We start from the raw sequence: 21,846 nt of genomic DNA on the forward strand, positions 1-21,846 counted from the left end.
AACGATCAAATGCTCGCGATATTGCGACGGTGAGCCTCATATAGGAGGGGGGCACTGGCCTGCAAGGACCGGGACGCAACGTTGGCCCATGAAAACCTCGCTCTTTGAAAGATAGTGTCCCCCTCACTGGGCCGGACAGCGCGGCCGGCGGAGAGGGTTAATGGGCGGCCTGGTCTGTCGCCGGACCGTTAAAACCGCTAAAAGCGGGGGGCCTGAAACGTGACCTCCGGGAATGAAGACCGTGGCCGGCCGACCATTGAACGGCCTCAATGCAAACCCAGTAGATTTTCATGAAGCTCATTCGACTAATATCCGCCGTTATTCTGCTCCTCCCGGCCCTATCGCCCGCCTTCGCCGCGGACGTTGTCTTTCCGCCGGGTATGCGGATCGGGATGACGCCCCTTGTGGGCATGGTCCAGGCAAAAACATTCCAGGGATTCGAAACCGACGACCAAAGCGTCAAGGTCCTGGTGGCGGAGCTTCCGCCCGAGGCCTATGGCGAGGTCATGAATGCCTTCAAGGCCAATCCCGCGGGCAGCGGCGGCATCAAGCCCGAGAGCATCGAGACATCAGCCGGCGTTGCCTACTATACTGCTGAATCCGCCAAGGATGGCGCAACCCCCGTACGGCGCTATTCGATGATTCTGTCGGGGGGCTCCTTCTCCGGTTATGTCGCGGTGCAGGTTCCCGAGAACGCCACCAAGATCTACAGCGATGACGCGGTACGGCAGATGTTCGCGACGGCGGCAATTCGCAAGGAGGTTCCGGTCGAGGAGCAGCTTGGCCAGATGCCGTTCAAGGTCAGCGAACTCAGCGATTTCAAAAATGTCCGCACGTTGGCGCTTGGCGCCGCCCTCATTCTCGCCGACGGCGACGAGGTAACCGGCTTTGAGGCCGCGCCCTTCATGGTGATCGGCGTGATCGGATCGGCGCCGGCACAGCCGGAAGATCGCGGCCGCTTCGCCCAGCAGATCGCAGCGACGATTCCTGGGGTACGCGACGCCCGGATCACGATGTCCGAGCCGCTCCGCATCGACGGCACGCCAGGTTATGAAACGCGGATCGATGCGACCAGCGGCAAGGACAATACCGCCGTCACCGTGGTGCAATGGCTGAAATTCGGCGGCGGCCCCAACGCGCTGCGCATCATTGGAAGCGCGCCGCGCGACCAGTGGGCGAAGGCATTTCCGCGCTTCCGCGCCGTGCGCGACGGCATTCAGCCGCGCGGATAGCCTCGCTCGACGGCGGGCTCAGGCTGCGCTGTTCGGCTCGTTGCCGTTCGCCGGCGCGCCCGCCTTGGCGCCACCCTTGGAGACCGCGACCAGCGCCGGCCGCAACACCCGCTCGCCGATCATGTAGCCGGCCTGCACGACCTGGAGCACCGTTCCGGCGGGCACCGACGCGTCGGGGACCTCATACATCGCCTGCTGGAAATTCGGATCGAATTTTTCGCCCGCCGGATCGAATTTTTTAACGCCGTTTTTCTCGAGCGCGTTGAGCAGCGACCGCTCGGTCAGCTCGACGCCTTCGATCAGCGCCTTCAGCACGGGATCGGCCGATGCCCTGGTGTCGGCCGGAACCGCGTCGAGCGCGCGCTGCAGATTGTCGGCGATATCGAGCACGTCGCGGGCGAAACCGGAGATACCATAGGTTCGCGCATCGGCGACCTCGCGCGTCGTGCGCTTGCGCAGGTTTTCCATTTCCGCCAGCGTGCGCAGCATCTTGTCGCGCGATTCCGCGAGCTCCTTGGCCAGCGCTTCGGCCGATCCCACTTCCGGATCGTCGGGCATGATGTACGGCTTGGAAACCACGGGCTCGGGGGACTGCGCCGGGTTCACCGGATCGTCCTTCTGCCGGTCGGGATCGGTCATAGGCTGCCTTCTTGAAAAATCGTCTGGGATCAATGGGGAGGAGAGTGGCTGGCCGGGATATCGTGCTTTAAGCGCCAAAAATCAAGCGCAACCGACGCCGTATCGGCGAGATCATCCGCCCAGCATCCGGCTGACGATGCGCGCTGCATAATCCACCGTCGGAATCACCCTTGCATAGTTGAGTCGTGTCGGCCCGATCACGCCGAGAACACCGACGATATGACCCGCGGCATCGCTGTAAGGCGCGATGATCGTGGAAGAACCGGACAGCGAAAACAGCTTGTTTTCCGAGCCGATGAAAATCCGCACGCCTTCGGCGCGCTCGGCACGTCCCAACAGATCAATCACGCCGCGCTTGGTCTCGAGATCGTCGAACAGCAATCGCACCCGTTCGAGATCCTCGAGCGCGTGCAAATCCTCCAGCAGATTGGCGTGACCGCGCACGATCAGCTGGCGGTCGTCGCTTTCGCCGCCGGACCAACTTGCGATCCCCGCGGCGATGACCTTCTGCGTCAGCTGATCGAGCTCGGCGCGATTCTGCGCCAGCGCGGTTTCCAGTTCGAGGCGCGCTTCGGCCAGCGTCCTGCCGCGAATCCGCGCATTGAGAAAATTGGTGGCCTCGATCAGCGCGGAGGAGGGAACGCCCGGCGGCAGCGACAGCACGCGGTTTTCCACCTGGCCGTCCTCGCCGACCAGCACCACAAGCGCCCGCTCCGGCTCCAGCCGCACGAATTCGATATGCTTCAACCGCGAATTGGATTTCGCGGTCAGCACCACCGCCGCGGCCCGGGTCAGGCCGGACAGCCGCGTCAGAGCTTCGCCCAGAGCGGCTTCGACCGACTGCGCCTTGCCGACCGAAGCAAGCTGACTCTGGATCGACTGCCGTTCCGGTTCGGTGAGATCGCCGAGCTGCATCAGGGCATCGACGAAAAACCGCAGGCCCAGTTCGGTCGGCAGCCGTCCCGCCGAGGTATGCGGCGCGTAAATCAGGCCGAGCTGCTCGAGGTCCGACATCACGTTGCGGACCGAGGCCGGCGACAGCGGCACCGCGATCAGGCGCGAAATGTTGCGCGAGCCGACCGGTTCGCCGGTCGCCAGATAGCTCTCGACGATTTGACGAAAGATGTCCCGGGAACGCTCATTGAGCTGGGCAAGCCCGGCATGCGGCGCGATCAGGCCAATCGGTTCGTGGTGGGCCACTGGGTACTCCTGACAACTGCCCCCTAATTTGTCGATCTCGCGGGTGAGTTACAAGCAGGCATTCGGCCCAAAAGGGGCGGCCAAGGGCCTTGCCGCTGCTGCCTTGCGCTCCTACAAGCACCGCGAGGTAACAACTTTTCCTGAATTTTCGGAGGATTCCCATGCGGCCAAGCCGCCGTGCGCCCGATGAACTGCGCGCCGTTTCGCTGGAACGCGGCGTCGTCAAATATGCCGAGGGTTCCTGCATGGTCAAATTCGGCGACACCCACGTGCTGGTGACGGCAACGCTGGAGGAACGGCTGCCGCCGTGGCTCAAGGGCCAGGGCCGCGGCTGGGTCACCGCCGAATATGGCATGCTGCCGCGGGCGACGCTCGAGCGTACCCGCCGCGAGGCTTCCGCCGGCAAGCAAAACGGCCGCACCGTCGAGATCCAGCGCCTGATCGGCCGCTCGCTCCGCGCCACCGTCGACCTCGAGGCGCTCGGCGAGCGCCAGATCACGGTGGATTGCGACGTGCTGCAGGCCGATGGCGGCACCCGCACCGCCTCGATCACCGGCGCCTGGGTCGCACTGGCCGATTGCATCTCCTGGATGAAGGCCCGAAACATGGTGAAGGGCAACGTGCTGCGCGATAACGTCGCCGCGATCAGTTGCGGTATCTATAACGGCACCCCGGTGCTGGACCTCGATTACGCCGAGGATTCCGAGGCCGATACCGACGCCAATTTCGTCATGACCGGCGATGGACGCATCATCGAAGTGCAGGGCACGGCGGAAAAGACCCCGTTCTCGCAGGACGAGTTTTTGGCGCTGATGGCGCTGGCGCGCAAAGGCGTGACGCGGCTGGTGGATCTGCAGAAAATGGCCGTGGCGTGATTCCAGAGCGCGCTATGGCCGATATAGACTGAAAGCATGCACCGCCGAATCACAAGCAGACTCGTGATCGCGACCCACAATCCCGGCAAGCTCGCCGAGATGCGCGAACTCCTGGCGCCGCACGGCGTCGAGGCGGTATCGGCGGGCGAGCTCGGCCTCGGCGAGCCCGAGGAGACCGGCGACAGCTTTGCCGCCAATGCACGGATCAAGGCGATCGCGGCGGCAAGAGCGACCCAGCTGCCGGCGTTCGCCGACGATTCCGGACTGGCGGTCGACGCACTCGACGGCGCGCCCGGCATCTTCTCCGCACGCTGGGCCGGTTCAGGCAAGGATTTTGGCGCCGCGATGACGCGGATCGAACGTCTGCTGGCGGAACGCGGGGCAACGACACCTCCGCAGCGAAAAGCACAGTTCGTGTCGGCGTTATGCGTCGCCTGGCCTGACGATCATCTCGAGGAAGTCGAGGCCCGCGCCGAGGGAACGCTGGTATGGCCGCCGCGCGGCAGCGCCGGCTTCGGCTACGATCCGATGTTCATGCCCGACGGCCACATCAGGACCTTCGGCGAGATGACCAGCATCGAGAAGCACGGCCTGCCGCCGCTCGGGCTCGGCCTGTCGCACCGCGCCCGCGCCTTCGTCAAGCTGGCGGAGATCTGCCTTGACTAGCGCGGGCGGCGCCTCTTTCTTTCTTCACCTCTCCCGCTTGCGGGGGAGGTCGGCGCGCGCTCGAGCGCGACGGGAGGGGGCACGTTGACCACATTGCAAAAGAGCCTCCACCCCGGCCCTCCCCCGCAGGCGAGCGAGGGGAAGCAGGCCTTCGGCGTTTACGTGCACTGGCCGTTCTGCCTGTCGAAATGTCCGTATTGCGATTTCAACAGCCATGTCCGGCATGCCCCTGTCGATGAAGACCGTTTTGCCCGCGCCTTCGCCCGCGAAATCGAAACCACCGCGGCGCGCGCGCCGGGCCGCGAGGTCTCGTCGATCTTTCTCGGCGGCGGCACGCCCTCATTGATGCGGCCGCAGACCGTCGGTGCGATCCTGGATGCGATCGGCAAGCACTGGCGCGTGGCGCCGGGCGTCGAGGTCACCCTGGAAGCCAACCCCACCAGCGTCGAGGCCACGCGGTTCGCCGGCTACCGCGCCGCCGGCGTCAACCGAGTTTCGCTCGGCGTGCAGGCGCTGGACGATGCCTCGCTGAAGGCGCTGGGGCGTCTGCACACCGCGCGCGAGGCGCTGGACGCCGTTGCGATCGCGCGCGGCGCGTTCGATCGTTATTCGTTCGATCTGATCTACGCCCGTCCCGACCAGACACCGCGGATGTGGACGGACGAATTGAAGCTCGCGATCTCAGAAGCCGCCGAACATCTGTCGCTCTATCAGCTCACGATCGAGGAAGGCACGCCGTTCTTCGGCCTGCACGCCGCCGGCAAACTGCAGACGCCGGATGAGGCGACCGCGCGCACGCTGTATGATGTTACGCAGGAAGTCTGCGGGCAACATGGCCTGCCCGCTTACGAGATTTCCAATCACGCCCGCTCCGGCGCCGAATGCCGGCACAATCTGGTTTACTGGCGCGGCGACGAATATGCCGGCATCGGTCCCGGCGCCCATGGCCGGCTCGACATCGACGGCGCCAGGCACGCGATATCAACCGAAAAGCGCCCCGAGGCGTGGCTGATGCGGGTCGAGGCCGATGGCCACGGCGTCGTCACCGACGATCGCCTCAACAGCGAAGAGCGCGCCGACGAATTTCTGCTGATGGGCCTGCGACTCGCCGAGGGCATCGACCCCCGCCGCTACGCTGATTTATCGGGCCGCCCCCTCGATCCCAACAGGATCGCGATCCTGCGCGACGAAGGCGCCATCGTGGTCGACGACAGCGGGCGGCTGCGGGTCACCCAGGCCGGATTTCCGGTGCTCGATGCGGTGGTAGCGGATCTGGCGGCGTAAAAAATTCGTTGTCGCCCCGGCGAACGCCGGGGCCCATACGCCGCGGCCCCTCATTGGAGCGATGTGGCAGTCGCCTTCGTGACCAGCAAACGCCGGTGGTTATGGGTTCCTGCTTTCGCAGGAACGACAAGAGAGAAACTACGCCCCAAAACTCTTCGGCGAGCCGGCGACCGGCGCGCCGCCGCTCGATGCGACGCGCATGACCGCAAGGCCGCGCTCGTTGCTGCCGTCGGCGCGGAAGCGGAACAGGCCGTCGATGCCGGCAAAGCCGGAAGGATTGGTCAGCACTTCAGGCGAAAACCGCTGCGGCCCCTGGGTTCGCGCCAGGGCCGCGACCAGCGCCACCGCGTCATAGGCCAGCGTCGCGGTGCGTACCGGGTCGGCGCCGTATTTGGCGCGGTAGCGGCCCGAGAAGCTGCGAAAGCCCGAAGGATCCGGCGCGGCATAAAGCCCGCCCTGCAAGGCGGGGCTCGCGAACACCCGCGGATTATCCCACAGGCCGGTGCCGAGCAGCTGGATGTTTTTCAGGTTCGCCCCGGCCGCGGTCAGCGCATCGGCCACGGTCACCAGCGAATCGCCGTCGTCGGCGAGAAAAAGCGCGTCCGCGCTGCCGAGCGCCTGCGCCACGGTTCGCGCCGGGCCGGCCCGGTCGGCGCCGTATTTTTCAAATGCGACGATGCGCCCGCCCTTGCGGCCGACCACCTGCTTGAAGGTCGCCTCCACCACATTGCCATAGGCATTTTCCGGCAGCAGCGCGGCGTAGGATCGCTTTCCGGTGCTGGTGGCATATTCGATGATGCGGTTGACATCGGATTCGGGAAGGAAGCTCAGGAGATAGACGCCCCGCCCGGCCACGCTCGAATCGGTCGAGAACGCGATCACGGAGACGCCGCGGGCGCGCGTCAGCTGCGCCGTCGCCGGCACCGACAGCGCAAACAGCGGACCGAGAATGATCTCCGCGCCCTCGTCGAGCGCCTGCTGGGTGCCCTGCTGGGCGCCTTGCGGGCTGCCGGCGTCATCCTTGATCAATAACTGGATGTTGGGATTCTGGAACTCGGCCAGCGCCATCTCGGCGGCATTCTTCATCGATTGCGCCGCGACGCCGGCATTGCCCGACGCCGACAGCGGCAGAAGCAATCCGACCTTGACCTGCCCCTTGCCGACCGCGAGCGGCTCCTGCGGCGGCCCGGCGGGTCCGGCCGCCGACGGCGAACTAAACTGGCTGAGGCTCTGCTGCACGCCGGCGCACGCCCCGAGCAGCGGCGCGCCGAGAATCAGGCCTACCGCCGTCCGCCGGGTGGCTCCCGAAGACTTGGCCCCCGAAGACTCGGGCCTTGGCAGTTCCCTGGAATTTCCGGACCCCATCGTATCTCTTCTCTAGACCGACCGAGATCGGTCGGGACTTCACCCTGCCAGATGATAGGCGGGGGGATTCAGGCATATTGTCGGCGAATAGTTAACCAAAACAAAAGGATTATGGCCTGCGGAACAGTCGCCAGTTGCAGCCTCCCGGTTCCTCACCGGCACGGAGACTTTCTGAGCCCGCACGCTTGTGGCGTGCGCGCTGTGTTCCCTCTAGATTAGCGTTATGCGCCCAAAAGCGGCTTCCACAAATAGAACTGAAGGCCTGACCGGACCCGCGGAGCGGACGTTTGCCGTGGCCGGCCATGTCCTGACCGCGCCGAAGCCGGTTCCCGGCCTGCACCTGGTGGCCACGCCGATCGGCAATCTCGGCGACATCACCCTGCGCGCCCTGGAAACCCTGGCTGGCGTCGACATCATCGCCTGCGAGGACTCCCGGATCACCCGAAGGCTGACCGAGCGCTACGCCATCTCGGCGCTATTGAAACCCTATCACGAGCATAACGCCGCGCTTGCGCGGCCAAAGATCCTGGAAAGGCTGGCGCAGGGCGCCTCGATTGCCCTGGTTTCGGACGCCGGCACGCCGCTGATTTCCGATCCCGGCTTCAAGCTTGTGCGCGAGGTCTGCGCCGCCGGCCATGCCGTGATCGCGCTGCCGGGACCCTCCTCGGTGCTATCGGCGCTGGCGGTGGCGGCGCTGCCCACCGACCGGTTTTTCTTCGAAGGGTTTCTGCCGCCGAAACAAACCGCGCGCCGGGCGCGGCTGGCCGAACTGGCGCGGATCGACGCCACGCTGGTCATGTTCGAATCCGGCAACCGCATGCAGGATACCCTGGCCGATCTTGCCGAAATCATGGGCGCGCGCGATGCCGCGATCTGCCGCGAGATGACCAAGATGCACGAGGACATCCGGCGCGCGCCGGTGTCCGAACTGGCGCGATCGGCCGACACGTTGGAGACGCGCGGCGAATTCGTGCTGGTGATCGGCCCGCCGCCCGCGGGCGCGCAGGCCATGGCCGGGCATGAACTCGACGATCTCCTGCGGGCTTCGCTCCGGCGCGACAGCGTCAAGGATGCGGTGGCGCATGCGGTCGAACTGTCCGGCCGGCCGCGCCGCGAGATCTATGCCCGCGCGCTTGAACTCGCCAAGGAAACGACCGCGAAGGGCGACGATGGCGAAGAGTAACGGCGCCTCCCCCTCGGATAAACTGACAAAGCCCGCTTCGCCGGCGCGCGTCGCCGCGTTTCGCACCGGCCTCTCCGCCGAAACCCGCGCCGCCGCCTACCTGATGGCCAAAGGCTATCGCATCCTCGCAAAACGTTTTCGCACGCCCTACGGCGAGATCGACATCGTGGCGCGGCGGCGCAACCTCGTGGCGTTCATCGAGGTCAAGGCCCGCGCCAGCCTCGACGACGCCGCCTATGCGGTGACGCCGCGCCAGCAGGCGCGCATCATCGAGGCCGCGCAGGCCTGGCTGATGGCGCATCCCGAACATGCCGAATTCGAACTGCGTTTCGACGCCATGCTGATTGCGCCGCGGCGGCTGCCGCGCCATCTTTTGGCGGCGTTCGACGCCAGCACCTGAAATCTCATTCAACAAACCCAACTTGCGGACCCCACAATGAAATTGAACGTCGCCGTCCAGATGGACCCCATCGAGCGCATCAACATCCGCGGCGATTCGACCTTCGCGCTGCTCTTGGAAGCGCAAAAGCGCGGCCACGGATTGTCCTATTACACGCCGGACAAGCTCTCGCTGCGCGGCGAGGAACTGGTCGCGCCGGTCCGGATCCTCGGCGTGCGCGACGATGCCGGCGACCATTTCACCCTCGGCGAACCCCGGCGCGAGCCGCTGGCGCAATTCGACGTCATCCTGCTGCGGCAGGACCCGCCGTTCGATCTCGCCTACATCACCTCGACGCATTTTCTGGAGCGGCTGCATCCGAAGACGCTGGTCGTCAACGATCCCGCCAGCGTCCGCAACGCGCCGGAAAAAATCTTCGTGATGGACTTTCCGCATCTGATGCCGCCGACGCTCATTTCGCGTGACCTCGACGAGATCAACTCGTTCCGCGACGAGCACGGCGCCGTGGTCATGAAGCCGCTGCACGGCCATGGCGGCGCCGCGGTGTTTCGCGTCATGCCGCAGGACATGAATTTCGGCTCGCTGTTCGACATGTTCTCCGTCACCTTCAAGGAGCCCTGGGTGATCCAGCGCTTTCTTCCCGCGGTCAAGCACGGCGACAAGCGCATCATCCTGGTCGACGGCGAATTCGCCGGCGCCGTCAACCGCGTGCCGGCAGCGGACGACCTGCGCTCCAACATGGTGCGCGGCGGTGCTGCGCAAGCCACCGACCTCAGCGACCGTGAGCGCGAAATCTGCGCCACCCTGGCCCCGGCCCTGCGCGCGCGCGGATTGCTGTTCGTCGGCATCGACGTCATCGACGGCAACCTCACCGAAATCAACGTGACCTCGCCAACGGGCATCCGCGCCATCGCGCGATTGGGCGGGCCGGATGTGGCGGCGATGATCTGGGATGTGATTGAGGGGAAGCGGGGGTAGGGCCTTACGGTCTGATTTCGTCATGCCCGGCCTCGTGCCGGGCATCCACGTCTTGGCAACACTACGCATTGCTCCGAGAAGCATTTGCATCGCTACCTTGCCGAATTTGATTTCCGCTATTTCAACCGCGTGGCGCTTGGCGTCAACGATGGGGAACGTGCGATTCTTGCCATGAAGGGTATCGAGGGCAAGCGTCTCACGTACCGACCGACTAACAAGGCAATCAGCTAAGATACTCGCCCGCCGATTCGTTCGGTGGAGAAAGCGGCGAATGACTCAAGACAAGCCGCGAATCACCCTAAAGTAGCAACGCCCGGACGTTGGAAGCGTCCGGGCGTAAATTAAACCGCCGATGCAGGGCGGTGCGCTAATCGCGCCATTTTCGTATCGTCCTGTTCGCGATTCACGTCAAGCTTTGCGCTGGCCCATTGAGGATATTCCCATGGCCGCGCCTATCGATAGCTTCGAAATTTTCCTCAACGAAAACACTGCCGATTTGCAGGTTTTTCGGATCACGCTGACCGCGCTTATTTTGCGTCTGGTAGGCCAGAATCCCCCAACGGCACTAGCAGCCGTGCATGATCTGAAAAGTGCGGTGATGGGTGCAATAGGTCGTATAGAAACTGATCCCGCAGAGGCTGGATCAAATCGCATGAAGCAAATGACATCCATGCGATCAGACAAGTTTTTTCTTGAACTTGAAGCGGTGGTTTCCGAAACCATGAAGAGGATGGGGATAGGGGCAGAGGTAGTGCGCCAAAATTGACCATCCCCGAATCGTACAGGCCACACGATTCGCAGCAACGCACCGTCGAATCTTACCGTTTCGCGGCCTTCTTCCGCCTGGGACTCGCGGTCTTTTTCGCCTTCCGCTTCCCGATCTTTATTTCGTCGTGATGCTTTGGCGGCTAGCGCAACAGCTCAGCCACGACCTGCTTTGTTTCAAGAGGATCATCTTTCATGGAATCGTCACCCATCAAATCACCCTCCCTTCTTAGTGACGCTCATCTTCGCGCCATCGGGGCCATCATTGTCAATTGGTCAGGCATCGAAATGCAGATGGAAGTCGCGATCCTGGGACTCTACGAAATCAACCCGGATCGCGGCCTAGTTCTCACGTCAAACATCAGCTTTCCCAACCGTTTAACACTACTCCGCATTCTCTCAATGCGCGGCGCGATCAAGGACGAAACCTTGGCCGAAGAATGCAAGGCCATACTCGGTCGCATCGAAGGCGCTTACTCACTCAGAAACACCGCAGCCCATGGGGTATGGGGCGCGGGCGATACTACAAACACAGCAAAGCGCATGGCGATTCGCGTCCGCGGCAACCGTCTACGCACCACCAGCGATCAAGTGACCGCCGATGAACTTGAGGCGTCCGCATTGCAGATTTTGAGGCTGAAAATCGACTTTTCCAACCTGCTAGCCAAACTTCAGTTCTTGCCCGCCAGCAGCCCGTCCCAAGACTGAAGCACGGTACATAGTTCGGTAAATGTGACTTCCTTTGCGCCGTCATCCACGGGCGCCGGCTGGCTTTCGCCATCGTCGGGCTCCCGAACAAGGCGGTCTCCGAGGCGCGCGAGCGGGTGCGTTCGGCGCTGATCGCCTCCGGGCTGGCACTCCCGGCACCTAGCGCCCGACGCCGCTGCTGATATCCGCGCGCGTGATCGAGGCCGGACGGAACGGAAAATAACCTTCCCCGTTTCGATGCGCGGCTGACGCGCTCCTGCTGCGCGCTTTGCAAAACCCAATTCTTCTTGCCAGCCTGCCAAACCGGGGGCAGCCTGCCGGCGCCCGTTGATCCAGCGGACCCTTCCGCGCGGGCGGCAAAATCAACGCGACAGAAACAGTGGAGGAAGACGCATGACATGCAATGTTTCGCGACGATCCCTGCTCGCTCTCGGCGCCGGTCTCGGCGCAAGCATGATCGGAGGCCGGGCCCGGGCAAGTGCCCCCAAACTCGGCACACAGCCGTCCTATTTTTACCGGTTCAATCACGGTGACGCCCAGGTCACCGTGGTTTCCGATGGTCCTTTGCCGCTCGGCCCTCCCAAGGGCACCTTCGTCGGCGCTCCGGATGAAGAAATAAGGAAGATGTTGACTGACAATTTCCTTTCGCCCGACAACATCGTGCTCGAGCAGAACTCGCCGATCGTCAACATGGGCGACAAGCTCGTGCTGTTCGACACCGGCATGGGCACGTCGAAGGCGTTCGGGCCGACCACCGGCCGTCAGCAGAAGAGCATGGCGGAAGCTGGCATCAAGCCGGAAGACATCGATGCGGTGGTGTTCTCGCACGCCCATATCGATCACATCGGCGGCGTGGTCGATGACAGCGGCAAGGTGCTGTTCCCGAATGCGCAGTTCTACATTGCCCAGAGCGATTTCGACTATTGGACCGATGAAGGCAAGATGGGCAGTCCCCTGAAGGATTTCATCGTCCACGCCCGCAAGAACCTGCTGCCGGTGAACGACCGCCTGTCGTTCTACAAGGACGGCCAGGAATTTCTGCCCGGCATCCAGGCGTTGGCCGCTCCCGGACATACCGTGGGTCACCACATCTTCCTGATCACGTCCGACGGCAAGTCGTTCGCGTTCCTCGGCGACCTCACCCACCATCAGATTTTGCTGATGGAAAAGCCGCGAATGCAATTCTCCTACGACACCGATCCGAACCAGGCGGCGGAATCTCGCGTGAAGATGCTGGGCATGCTCGCGGCCAACCAAATCCCCGTGATGTCCTACCACTACCCGTGGCCGGGATACGGACACGTCGTCAAGAACGGCGACGGTTTTCATTATATCCCCGCGCCGATGGTGTTGACGCTCTGAACATTGGAGTTTCGGAGGAGGGGGGTTGATGCCCGCTCCTCCGGAGCACTTGTCGCGTTCCCTTAATGTTCTTGCCAACCGCCGCCCCTTCCGCTACCTTCGATTGTGGCAGAGGGGCAGCATGGTCCAGCGCGTTTCCACGGTAGCCTTTGAGGGGATCGAGGCCCGCGCCGTCGACGTGCAGGTGCAGGTCGCACCGGGATTGCCGGCTTTTGCAATGGTGGGGGCGATTAACCCGGATCTGCAAAGCGAGACTGATTATAGAATGGCCCAAATATAATCAGAGTGAACCAGTGATAACGTTCACCGACGCCGAGTGCGCTCCGGGGACAGTAGGTCGATACTCGTTTCAATAATGCGTCTTTTTCTACTGTCCCTGTTGGGGCGCGATGTCTCCATCGAAGAGGGGGCCGGGTCGGATAGAAGCTTTGGGGGACAGTAGGCCGATACTTGTTCTAATAAATGCGTCCTTTTTATTGTCCCTGTTGTGGCACGCTGACCCCGTGGCCACACGATTCGGGCGTGTTATCCCACTACGAGCACCTTTTCGTGCTCCCGGCGGTCCTCCTCGATGCGGTAAGACTTGGCCAGCATCTCCATCGTTTCCAATCTTTTCCGATCCAACGCGTAGCGTCGGATCTTCATCCCCTGCACCTTCACACTGCCCGCGGGCGCGACCTTGAGGCCGATCCGTTGGAGGAAGCGGTTCAACTGGCGCACCGGATTCTCCGCCAGGTCGCCCCTCGATGGCTCGGAGAGGGCCTCCTCGATCATGGTCCGGTTTTCCCTGCACAGTTCCACGAACTCCGACAGAGCACCGATAGTGACAATGTGGTCGGGCTTGATGCCATCGGCGTCCGCCAAGCCGGCAGCCGCCATCAGCACCGCGATCAGGCGAGGCGGCTTCATCCGGCTCAGCCGCGCCTTCGGCTTCGCGGCCTCCCGCAAAATGTGGTCGATGACATCCGAAGCCCGGCGCCAGTGCGCGGTGACGTCGGCAAGCGCGACGATCCTCTCGATCAGGCGACCGTCCTTGTTCAGTTCGATGAGTTCAAGGTCTAGGCCAGCTCCGACCGTCCGCTCGAAGTGGTTCTTCTCGTGGGCGATTCGCTCGTGGGGCGTCACGGCAGCGCCCTTGGTGACCCGGGCGTCCAGTTCGATGAACTCGGGATCGGGGAGAGTTTCCGCGGCAAGCAGCATCTGGGCACGCTCCTCGGCCAGCATCCTCTTGGCTTCGCCGTAGGCGCCGGAACCGGTGTTGGGATCGACGCGCTCGATCGACCATCCGTTGGCTTCGCGCAGTTCGCAGAACAGCTCCAGCAACCGGTTCTTGGAAGCCCGGTGGACGGCCGTCACGTGAGCGCAGATCAGCAGTAGCGGATCGTCGCGGTCGTACTCGACCATGCCGTCTTCGCGCCGGCCCTTGACGGCGCGTTTGACAGTATAGGCCCGGGCAAGGTCGTCCATGACCACGTCGACGTTGGACGTGAAGTTGAACCTGCCTGGATCGATCCAGACGTCGACAGAGGCCGGGTTCCGGACCCGCGACAGCTGCTGGTCGATGTCCGTGTGCGTGTTCACGAACGAATAGAAGAATCCGAACACCCGGTCGATCCGGCATTCCCCGTCGGCGAAGGTGATGTCGATGCCGGTGCCGAGGGAGGGCGAGCAGACCAAGACCTGCACCGTCAATATCTCCGTCTTGATGTCCTTGACGAACTGCACCTGCATGGCGTCCCGCGAGTTGTCCCGGGTAATCTTGCGCACGGAGACGCCCTCCCCGCATTCGTTCAGGATCATCCTGTGGAGGGTGTCGACTAGTTTCTTGGAATTGCTGGTGACGAAGCAGCGCTGGCCCTTCTTGATGGCCTCGATCAGCTCATGTTCCAGAGCCTTCTTGCGCTTGAAGAGCCGCAGGGTACGTTTCACCACCGGCACCACGGGCGCGTTGCAGATGATCCGGCAGCGGGATTCCCAATCCTCGGGCCTCATAGTCCGCATGGCGTGTGACGTGACGAGACCGAGGTCGGCGTCGAGGCCGATGACCGCCTTTGCGCCCGCCACCTCGTACAGGAGTGCGTCGAAGCAGCGCTCGATGCCAGCGCGCTGTTGCAGGGTATCGCTCAAAAGGTGGCTCAGGACCTGCTCCACCTCGTCGATGATGACCAGGTCGAACGGGGGCGCGCGCTCGTAGATCGGCCTCCTGCCGTCGAAGCGAGCCACGTACGGCTCGTTATATTTTGGCAGACTATCCAGACAGACGGCCAGCGTGCGCATCCCTTCCGATTCGGTCGGTTGGTCCAGGTAGCAGTGCAACCCAAGCTTGGCCGCCGCTTCCCTCAGCAGCGTCTGCCTGTGGCCAACCAGCAGGATTGACCTAGGGCGATCCTTTCGCTTGATGCCGTGCATGTAGCGACCGGCCCGAATGTCGTCCAGGAGCTGAACCAAAACCTGGGTCTTTCCGGACCCCTTCGGGCTCTTGATCAGGGTGATGCCCGGCTTGTAGAAAACCCGCGGCAGGTAACGTTCTTGGCATTTCTCGAACGTCGGCTCCGGCGGGAAGAATCGGTCGAGGCCCTCTGCGAACGGGTCGACCGGCGGGCTCGCCCGGCCCTCCTCGCACATCCGGTCGAACCCGGCGAAGTCGTAGTCATCCACCGCATCGTTGAGCCAGAACGTGGCCTTGCAAGCCGAGCAGTGGATGCCGATGCCGCCCCTCCGTGACCATGACGGAACGACGAAGGCGCTCGGGTCGCCGTCGTTGTGGTGAGGGCAGTGGACTTTCTCACCACGCCGGATCTCGTCCATTCTGACCATCACTCCCGACGCCAGCTTGATCAGTTCGGGCCCGGCGAGGCGACGGGATGAATCGACGGGTAGCAAGCCGCCGTTCCGGGGTGACCGCGCCTCGCGAGCGTCGCGGCCTCTGGCGCGCAACTTAGCGAAGACGTCGGGTGGGAGGGTGCGCCCGATCCGGTGAACGATAGCGCTGGTGCTTCCGTAGAACATCCTTGCGCCGTCAGTGACCGACAGGTCGCTGCCCATGGTAAGCGCGATCCCGAGCTGAGCGTCCGCAAAATCCTGAGCATTCGGGACCGGTTCATCTAGGAGAAACACTACGCGATAGCGGTGTTTCACCGCAGTGTGCGAAGCCGTGGTGTGCACGAATGAGGCATGCTGCCGGATGAATGCATGGTCGAGGGCCTCTTCAAGCGAAGGGCCCCCGTCGAAATCGGCAGCGACGAAACCACAGCGGATGAAATTACGTGTCTTCCGGTAGCCGTCGACGAACTGCGCCGAATACGCGCGGCCCTGCGATATGTGACCGATGAAGTCTTCATCAATAACATCCATCGGCTGCCAGTCCTTGGCATAGTTCACCGGCCCAGGTGCTGTTGGCTTGCCGATGATGTTCGCGTTGATGCTGACGGGGTACGTCGCGGGGATTGATGACATTGTGGTGTCCAAGATCATGGGCGCGTCGAGCGTTGCCAGCAGCGACGCCTAAGGCCGGTGTTCGTTTCCGTGCGGGCCGAAAAAAGCGCCGCCCCGTGGGGCGGCGATCATCTTCGTTGGATAACGGGAACTAGTAGGTCTCTAACTCTGCCGCAGTAATCTGTACGCGGTCGAATCGCCGTAGGGCAGGTGCCACTTCGCTTCATCGACTACGTTCGCGAATGCAGGGTGTGCGTGGATGAACGTCGCCAGCGCAACGTGCACCGTTTCGAGGTCGGTCGTGCCCACATTCGTAGTGACCGCGCTGACCAGTGCAGCTTGATACGCGCGACCGGTGGCCTCGTCCGCCTGCCTCAGACCCAGCATTCCGGCTGTCCAGTCGGACCCCACCGAAAACTTCAGGTCATCCCAGATGACCGCTCCCGCTTTGTACCATTCGATCGGCATCGCTCGGATGTAGTCTAGGCTCGCCGTCCAAAACTGCCCCATAGATTCCAGCGAGATCTCTTCCGGTTTTCCCCTGTGGTTCCTGCGGTCGACGAAGACCAAGCTTGTTCCCTCGGTGGGGTTAGGTTCGTCGTTGGGCAGCCGAACCATGCCGACCACCATGCCCTCGCTATCTGCGGGGGTTTCAGGTCCGTACCATTTGGCGCCTTCTCGGAACTCGGCGCTAAGGCCGTTGAGTGCCTCGTGGTCGCAAACCTGGCTCTTTTTGATAGCTCGGCGCATCAGTGCCGCCGAACCAGCCCCTTCCATGAAAAGACGCTTCATCGGATGCCCTCCGATGAACGACGTAGAACGATCAGTCTCCCGAGCTCCTGCCGTTGAATTGCGATACAGAGGTCGAGCGCCCTAGTAATTATCACACTGGCGAGACCGACCACCGTCGCCTGCTCAACTTGCATCTCCCTGATGGCCACTTCCATGAGATCGTCCAAGATGTCAGCGCTCTCCGGGCCCAGAGTGGAAAGGAAGACACGGTCTTTTTCCTCGTCGGAGGTTCGCAAAAGAATAAAGTCATTGAGCGTGCCGAGATGCTCGGGATCGATCATCTGATCGGCTAGGATCTGCTGCCGCAGCGCATCGTCAGCCTCGATCGGCAGGAACCGCCGGTGTGGCGGCAGAGCGTCCCGATTGGGTTTGTTGTCCGGGGGCGAAGATCCCATTCGCTGCCGAGGAGTCTTAGTTTCGTTGGTCATGTTGGTCTCCCAATGCGTGGAAATCACGCTGGGGGACCCTGGACCTTCGAAAAGTTAGGCGGAACTCCTCGCGAGGATACGCCTAAGCGGTACCCATCACCGGGTTTGTCCTATTTCAGGCTGCGCGACTGTGCGCTTATGCCTTTGTTCACTTGCTTGATGCTGATCTCGGACAGTTCAAGCCAACGAAGAATGGTGACGGCCGGAGCAGCGTATCTTTTGGGATGGATTTCTTTCATCTTCTCAACGATGAGCATGCCGCTCCTGCTAGGATTTCGCCGGGCGCAAGACGTAAAGTCGCGCCGAAGAATTGCGGCCGACGGTCGGTCCCATGTCTTTGGCTTACCCCCGGTTTTCTCTATCAGAAGCTGATCGGCGAAAAGCCCGATCATCGCCAGCCATGCCCGCAGGTCCCGGTAGTCCGAACCGGCGCGCTCAAACAACTCGATGATCCGAGCGTTATCGGGTGACTGCTCAATTTCAGCGACGATCTGGCTGAACTCGATTGGCTCGATTCGACGTAGGGCCTCGCCAGGAAGCGGCCTCATCTCGTCCAGGAAATCGAGCAGATAAGTCTTATGGTTCGTCGCCATTCGCCGGTGAACTCCTGTGCAGGGCCTTGTATCATTCGGCACAATCTGACGGATGTCGAGCGAATGCTGGCGAGCGACGGTCCCTCCGGCATGAGTTGTTTCGCGGCAGGTTGGATCAGAACCGGTTTGAGTTTAGTGAGAACAGCGTCATCAAATTTTCTGCTGAAACACCCCCCGTGCGTCGCTAGTATTTTCGACCACGAGAGAACCACCCGAGCCAAGTTCTTTTCATCAACCCGACAATTGGCGGCCGGCACCTCACAAACAATTTTAGTAGGCGCAATTGCAACCCGGCTCAGATTGGTTCAGACGAATAACATCTGGAAGTCAAGATCGGGGTGCGGATTCAGGATGGTTGCCTATGCGAGCTACACGGCTGAGGAGTTTTTGAACGCACCAGAGGACTTAATCTTTGCACGGCTTGTTCGGAGCGATGCCGTATCTGGATTCAGTCAATTCTCCCACAAACAAGGATGGTCTTGGGGAGAAGCCATTCGACTCATGAAGTCGGCTTGCGAACAGCTTATAGCCGCCGATCATAGACATTCCGGCGTCGGGGTGGTTCTCGAATACAGGATACCGCGCAGGGAGAAGCGTCTTGATGCTGCATTTCTGTTCTGCAACACCGTCGCAGTAATCGAGTTCAAAGCGGGAAGCTCGTCCGCCACAAGCGAGGCTATCGCTCAAGTTTCGGACTACTGCCTCGACCTGGCCTATTACCATGCGCAAAGTCAAGGAAAGAAGATTGTCCCGATCGTCTGTTCAACGGAGGCGCTATCGAGTCATTTGCTGCCCGCATCCAACGAGACTCTGATAAGCGACATCCATTGCGCCGGTGGGTCAGACCTTTCGGCTCTGTTGCTGCAACTCGCGTCTGAGGACCCCAAGAGCCCTGATGGTTCGATCTCCCATGAACATTGGTGTTCGAGTTCTTACCGTCCTATCCCAGGAATAATCGAGACCACGGTCAGCTTGTTCAATAAGCATGGCGCAGAAGATATCGAAGCCGCGCTAGCCGACCGAGGAACGATCGATCGGTCCATCGAGGCGATACAGCGCATCATTGAGGAGTCTCGCGATGGGAACCAGAAGACGCTCTGCCTCCTTACGGGCGTGCCGGGAGCGGGTAAGACGCTAACAGGCCTTCGTATCGCTCACAGTCCTGATAGTTTACGGACGGGTTGGCGAAGCGTCTTTCTATCGGGAAACGGTCCTCTACTCAGAGTCCTCAAGGCGGCGTTGGCCGCGGACTACAAAGATAGACAGGGTTGCACCAAAGCCCTTGCGCAGCGTCATGCGGAATCGCTTTTACACAGCGTTCACGCCTACCTTGCGGAAGCGCAGAAGAGCCAATCTCCAACTTCGGAAAACATCATAATCTTCGATGAAGCGCAGCGTGCCTGGGACGCGGCAAAGATGCAGAAGATGGCGGGCCGACAAAGGAGCTTCGGCGTCGTGTCCGAACTGGCACCCCAACTCGATCAGGCCTCTGAACCGTCACAAATCCTTGCCGTAATGGATCGCCATGTAGAAGGCGCCGTCGTGATAGCCCTGTGCGGGAGTGGGCAGGAGATCCATGATGGCGAGGCCGGCGTTGGAGAGTGGATAGCAGCCCGGAACAAGGATTATCCGCACTGGAGACTCATTTGCAGCCCGAGCGCCCTTGAACTTGGTCGTGCGGATCCTGTGAAGGTAGACGCCGAGACGTCGTCCAGCATGCATCTCAACATTTCGGTTCGCAGTCACCGCGCTTCAGCATACGCTGCATGGGTTGATGCCGTCCTTAGGGGAAAACCGGTGGAGGCACGTCTCCATGCAGATCATGAAGAGTTTCCTGTTGTTTTGGTTCGGCAGCTTGACGAAGCGCGCCGATGGCTTCGCGCAACAACACTGGGATCTCGACGCTTCGGCCTCGTCGCGAGTTCAGGTTGTTCACGTCTTCGACCTTACGGCATCGAGGTGTCCGCCGGCTTTAGGAAGGAGCTGGACTATGCCGAATGGTTCACGGCGCCGAAGGGTGACCTCAGGTCTTCATTCGCCCTAGAGACGGCGGCAACTGAGTTTGAGTGCCAAGGCCTCGAACTCGACCGGGTGGCGGTCTGCTGGGGATGGGACCTCACCCTTGCTGAGAAAGAGTTGAGCCCGCGCACCTTTCGTGGAACGAGTTGGAATGCCGTAAGGAAAAGTCGAGACCGTCAATACATCATCAACAAGTACCGCGTCCTTCTGACCCGAGCACGAGAGGGGATGGTCATATGGGTGCCACTCGGTGACGAGCACGATCGGACGAGATCTGTAGCGGAGATGGATGAACTCGCGAATTACCTCGTTGAATGTGGAGTGAAACCAATATCAGGCGCAGATGATTCGAATTGATCGAGGGCTCATCGGGTGAACATGCTCTCATCTGTCGGTGAGCGCCATGGCCAACGTTGCCTTCCTACGGCGTGGGTTCACATACCGCGCTGGACTATAGTAGTTCGAATCCAGCAGATGGACTCTATTTGACGCCGAGTGAGCGAAGGTCGTTTGTCCCCCAGGGCCCGGGTAGATCAGCCTGCTTGCAGTACCTATAGGAGGCCTTCTCGAACGGAGTTGTCCCAATATATTCGGTTCGACTCACGACAGCATAGCTTGCGGTTAAAGCCGTCCACGGGCCACCGTCTACCTGCGTATCTCTGCATTGTTCGGCGATTTGGTGCGAACCATCGGCCAGTTTTTGGATTGAGTGATTTCGGCACTCGACGTGTGCCGTCCCGAACGAAATGCCATCGTAGAACATTATTGTGGCGTTCGACGCCTGCTGACAGGGACTGTCGCTCCGGACGTAATAGCCCCGCTCTATCGGCAGCGAGTCCACTCCTGCCGCCGTTGCCGCGGTCGTGACCGGCTCGTGCTCAAAAACCAAACGCGAATGCCTTGACGATTTCGACAGGCCGGCCAATGAGCAGCCAATGCCGCGTCGCGGTGCGGCACCCTCAAGGAATAGAAGGCCATTCTCTCGGCGGCTCGATACTTCATAACTCGCAGGTTGGCATCCGGCCTTGAAAACAAAGGCCTCGCCTTTGACTTGACCGTCGTGCTCGGCGCCGCGAAAGAGTAGGGTCCCCGGTTCCATGGCGAGAGCCGTTCGTGGCTCCCTGTACCGGATTTCGATTGCGCCGGCGCGAGATTCCTGCAGTTCGACAATTGACCCATTATGCTCCAAGGTCTCCCGGGTTGAGAAGCGACCGTCCAGTGTCCTGACGGCGTCCGAAACCGGATTCGTGTTGGTGAACGGTCGATCGATTTTGCACCTGAAGCTGGGTCCGTTGAGCTCAGCATGCTCACGCGCAACATCCATCGCCTGAGGTGATAAACCGCCGATGACCGCGATGGCGCAGGCACCCGTCGGTGTGACCTTGATTACCAACAACTCCTCGACGGCAGAGTCGTTCGACCCGTTCTGTTCATCCGCCAGTCGCCAGCGACCAACAATGGCAGCAACGGGCATTCCGTCCAGGAGACGCCATTCTACTCGACTGCTGATTCCCGAATTTGCGGGTGCCCACGTCATGCCGTCGCTAGGCAAGTCCTTGCCGTGAAAGCCAATGACAATTCCACCCTGTGTGGTGGAGTCGTAGTATTTCAAGCTGAAACCGCTTGGCCCGGGGCATCGCCACTCGCTTTCCTCGGCCGCGTGATCAGCGTCCATCCGGGTGGGCCTGCACGTGTCGCCTTTCGCCGGCATGACCAATGAATCTGTGGCCCCAGCTATGGGAATGCTGAAGATCGAGAAGAATAATGCAAATAAAATGTAACCAAAACTACGCATCCAGAGGAGCCCCCGCACAACCGTTCTCGGAAAAGCCCTTCATATCTCCGACATTTCAAAAGATTGCTGGCTAAAAGCCTAGCATTTTAACGTGTCTAGATAATGCGTGTGCTTGTTAAAGCTCGGA

Annotated in this window: 19 protein-coding genes and 3 pseudogenes; 14 read left to right on the forward strand and 8 right to left on the reverse strand. The window is 61.6% G+C overall.

Translation table 11 applies throughout. From position 1 onward, the window contains the following. The first annotated feature begins 290 nt into the window (after positions 1–290). The gene (locus B5527_RS40895; protein ID WP_079606549.1) at positions 291–1,232 is read left to right on the forward strand and encodes a hypothetical protein; all 942 of its coding nucleotides are present in this window, start codon (positions 291–293) and stop codon (positions 1,230–1,232) included. Positions 1,233–1,250: 18 nt separating this feature from the next. On the opposite strand, the gene grpE is transcribed toward B5527_RS40895, so the two are convergent. Both grpE and hrcA read right to left on the reverse strand, forming a co-directional pair. Continuing rightward, the gene (grpE, locus tag B5527_RS40900; protein WP_079606550.1) at positions 1,251–1,871 is read right to left on the reverse strand and encodes a nucleotide exchange factor GrpE; all 621 of its coding nucleotides are present in this window, start codon (positions 1,869–1,871) and stop codon (positions 1,251–1,253) included. 111 nt (positions 1,872–1,982) lie between these two features. Beyond that, positions 1,983–3,071, reverse strand: coding sequence for a heat-inducible transcriptional repressor HrcA (hrcA, locus tag B5527_RS40905; protein WP_079606551.1), 1,089 nt, complete (start codon positions 3,069–3,071; stop codon positions 1,983–1,985). A gap of 161 nt (positions 3,072–3,232) precedes the next feature. On the opposite strand from hrcA, the gene rph reads away from it, so the two are divergent. From rph to hemW, 3 genes are all read left to right on the forward strand, one after another. Next, on the forward strand, positions 3,233–3,946 hold the full coding sequence (gene rph, locus B5527_RS40910) for a ribonuclease PH (protein WP_079606552.1): 714 nt from the start codon (positions 3,233–3,235) through the stop codon (positions 3,944–3,946). A gap of 36 nt (positions 3,947–3,982) precedes the next feature. After that, positions 3,983–4,612, forward strand: coding sequence for an RdgB/HAM1 family non-canonical purine NTP pyrophosphatase (rdgB, locus tag B5527_RS40915; protein ID WP_079606553.1), 630 nt, complete (start codon positions 3,983–3,985; stop codon positions 4,610–4,612). A gap of 93 nt (positions 4,613–4,705) precedes the next feature. Then, positions 4,706–5,896: a radical SAM family heme chaperone HemW gene (hemW, locus tag B5527_RS40920; RefSeq protein ID WP_079607889.1), complete on the forward strand. Its 1,191-nt coding sequence runs from the start codon at positions 4,706–4,708 to the stop codon at positions 5,894–5,896. A 138-nt stretch (positions 5,897–6,034) separates the two neighbouring features. Here the strand turns inward: hemW and B5527_RS40925 are convergent, their stop codons facing one another. Then, on the reverse strand, positions 6,035–7,261 hold the full coding sequence (locus B5527_RS40925) for a penicillin-binding protein activator (protein ID WP_079606554.1): 1,227 nt from the start codon (positions 7,259–7,261) through the stop codon (positions 6,035–6,037). Between the two features lie 223 nt (positions 7,262–7,484). On the opposite strand from B5527_RS40925, the gene rsmI reads away from it, so the two are divergent. From rsmI to B5527_RS45060, 9 genes and pseudogenes are all read left to right on the forward strand, one after another. Then, positions 7,485–8,444, forward strand: a complete 960-nt coding sequence (gene rsmI, locus B5527_RS40930) for a 16S rRNA (cytidine(1402)-2'-O)-methyltransferase (RefSeq protein ID WP_079606555.1) — start codon at positions 7,485–7,487, stop codon at positions 8,442–8,444. Beyond that, a complete protein-coding gene (locus B5527_RS40935) occupies positions 8,431–8,844 on the forward strand; it encodes a YraN family protein (protein ID WP_079606556.1) in 414 nt (137 codons plus the stop codon). Before rsmI ends, B5527_RS40935 begins: the two co-directional genes overlap by 14 nt. Before the next feature lie 36 nt (positions 8,845–8,880). Beyond that, the gene (gshB, locus tag B5527_RS40940) at positions 8,881–9,822 is read left to right on the forward strand and encodes a glutathione synthase (protein ID WP_079606557.1); all 942 of its coding nucleotides are present in this window, start codon (positions 8,881–8,883) and stop codon (positions 9,820–9,822) included. Positions 9,823–9,888: 66 nt separating this feature from the next. Further along, a pseudogene (locus tag B5527_RS45055) lies at positions 9,889–10,053 on the forward strand (IS1595 family transposase); the annotation flags it as partial. Between the two features lie 211 nt (positions 10,054–10,264). After that, entirely contained in the window at positions 10,265–10,588 is a 324-nt protein-coding gene (locus B5527_RS40945; protein WP_079606558.1) for a hypothetical protein, read from the forward strand. Between the two features lie 194 nt (positions 10,589–10,782). Then, positions 10,783–11,295, forward strand: coding sequence for a hypothetical protein (locus B5527_RS40950; protein WP_079606559.1), 513 nt, complete (start codon positions 10,783–10,785; stop codon positions 11,293–11,295). A 62-nt stretch (positions 11,296–11,357) separates the two neighbouring features. Continuing rightward, positions 11,358–11,453, forward strand: a pseudogene (locus tag B5527_RS40955) (magnesium chelatase domain-containing protein); the annotation flags it as partial. Between the two features lie 235 nt (positions 11,454–11,688). Further along, a complete protein-coding gene (locus B5527_RS40960) occupies positions 11,689–12,657 on the forward strand; it encodes an MBL fold metallo-hydrolase (RefSeq protein ID WP_079606560.1) in 969 nt (322 codons plus the stop codon). Between the two features lie 121 nt (positions 12,658–12,778). After that, positions 12,779–12,883: pseudogene (locus tag B5527_RS45060) on the forward strand (ATP-binding protein); the annotation flags it as partial. A gap of 299 nt (positions 12,884–13,182) precedes the next feature. Here the strand turns inward: B5527_RS45060 and B5527_RS40965 are convergent. The 4 genes from B5527_RS40965 to B5527_RS40980 all read right to left on the reverse strand — a co-directional run bounded on the left by B5527_RS40965 (position 13,183) and on the right by B5527_RS40980 (position 17,905). Further along, positions 13,183–16,113 carry a plasmid replication protein, CyRepA1 family gene (locus tag B5527_RS40965; protein ID WP_154072793.1) on the reverse strand — a complete coding sequence of 977 codons (2,931 nt, stop codon included), beginning with the start codon at positions 16,111–16,113 and terminating at the stop codon, positions 13,183–13,185. A gap of 141 nt (positions 16,114–16,254) precedes the next feature. After that, positions 16,255–16,884, reverse strand: coding sequence for a hypothetical protein (locus B5527_RS40970; RefSeq protein ID WP_079606562.1), 630 nt, complete (start codon positions 16,882–16,884; stop codon positions 16,255–16,257). After that, on the reverse strand, positions 16,881–17,312 hold the full coding sequence (locus B5527_RS40975; protein WP_079606563.1) for a hypothetical protein: 432 nt from the start codon (positions 17,310–17,312) through the stop codon (positions 16,881–16,883). Before B5527_RS40975 ends, B5527_RS40970 begins: the two co-directional genes overlap by 4 nt. A gap of 110 nt (positions 17,313–17,422) precedes the next feature. After that, positions 17,423–17,905 carry a hypothetical protein gene (locus B5527_RS40980; protein WP_079606564.1) on the reverse strand — a complete coding sequence of 161 codons (483 nt, stop codon included), beginning with the start codon at positions 17,903–17,905 and terminating at the stop codon, positions 17,423–17,425. Between the two features lie 351 nt (positions 17,906–18,256). Here B5527_RS40980 and B5527_RS40985 point away from each other — a divergent pair, with 351 nt between their 5' ends. Continuing rightward, entirely contained in the window at positions 18,257–20,281 is a 2,025-nt protein-coding gene (locus B5527_RS40985; protein WP_172842808.1) for a DNA/RNA helicase domain-containing protein, read from the forward strand. A gap of 124 nt (positions 20,282–20,405) precedes the next feature. Here the strand turns inward: B5527_RS40985 and B5527_RS40990 are convergent, their stop codons facing one another. Beyond that, entirely contained in the window at positions 20,406–21,719 is a 1,314-nt protein-coding gene (locus tag B5527_RS40990) for a hypothetical protein (protein WP_079606566.1), read from the reverse strand. Positions 21,720–21,846 lie beyond the last annotated feature (127 nt).

The sequence above is a fragment of the Bradyrhizobium erythrophlei genome, assembly GCF_900129425.1.
GTDB classification, from domain to species: domain Bacteria; phylum Pseudomonadota; class Alphaproteobacteria; order Rhizobiales; family Xanthobacteraceae; genus Bradyrhizobium; species Bradyrhizobium erythrophlei_C.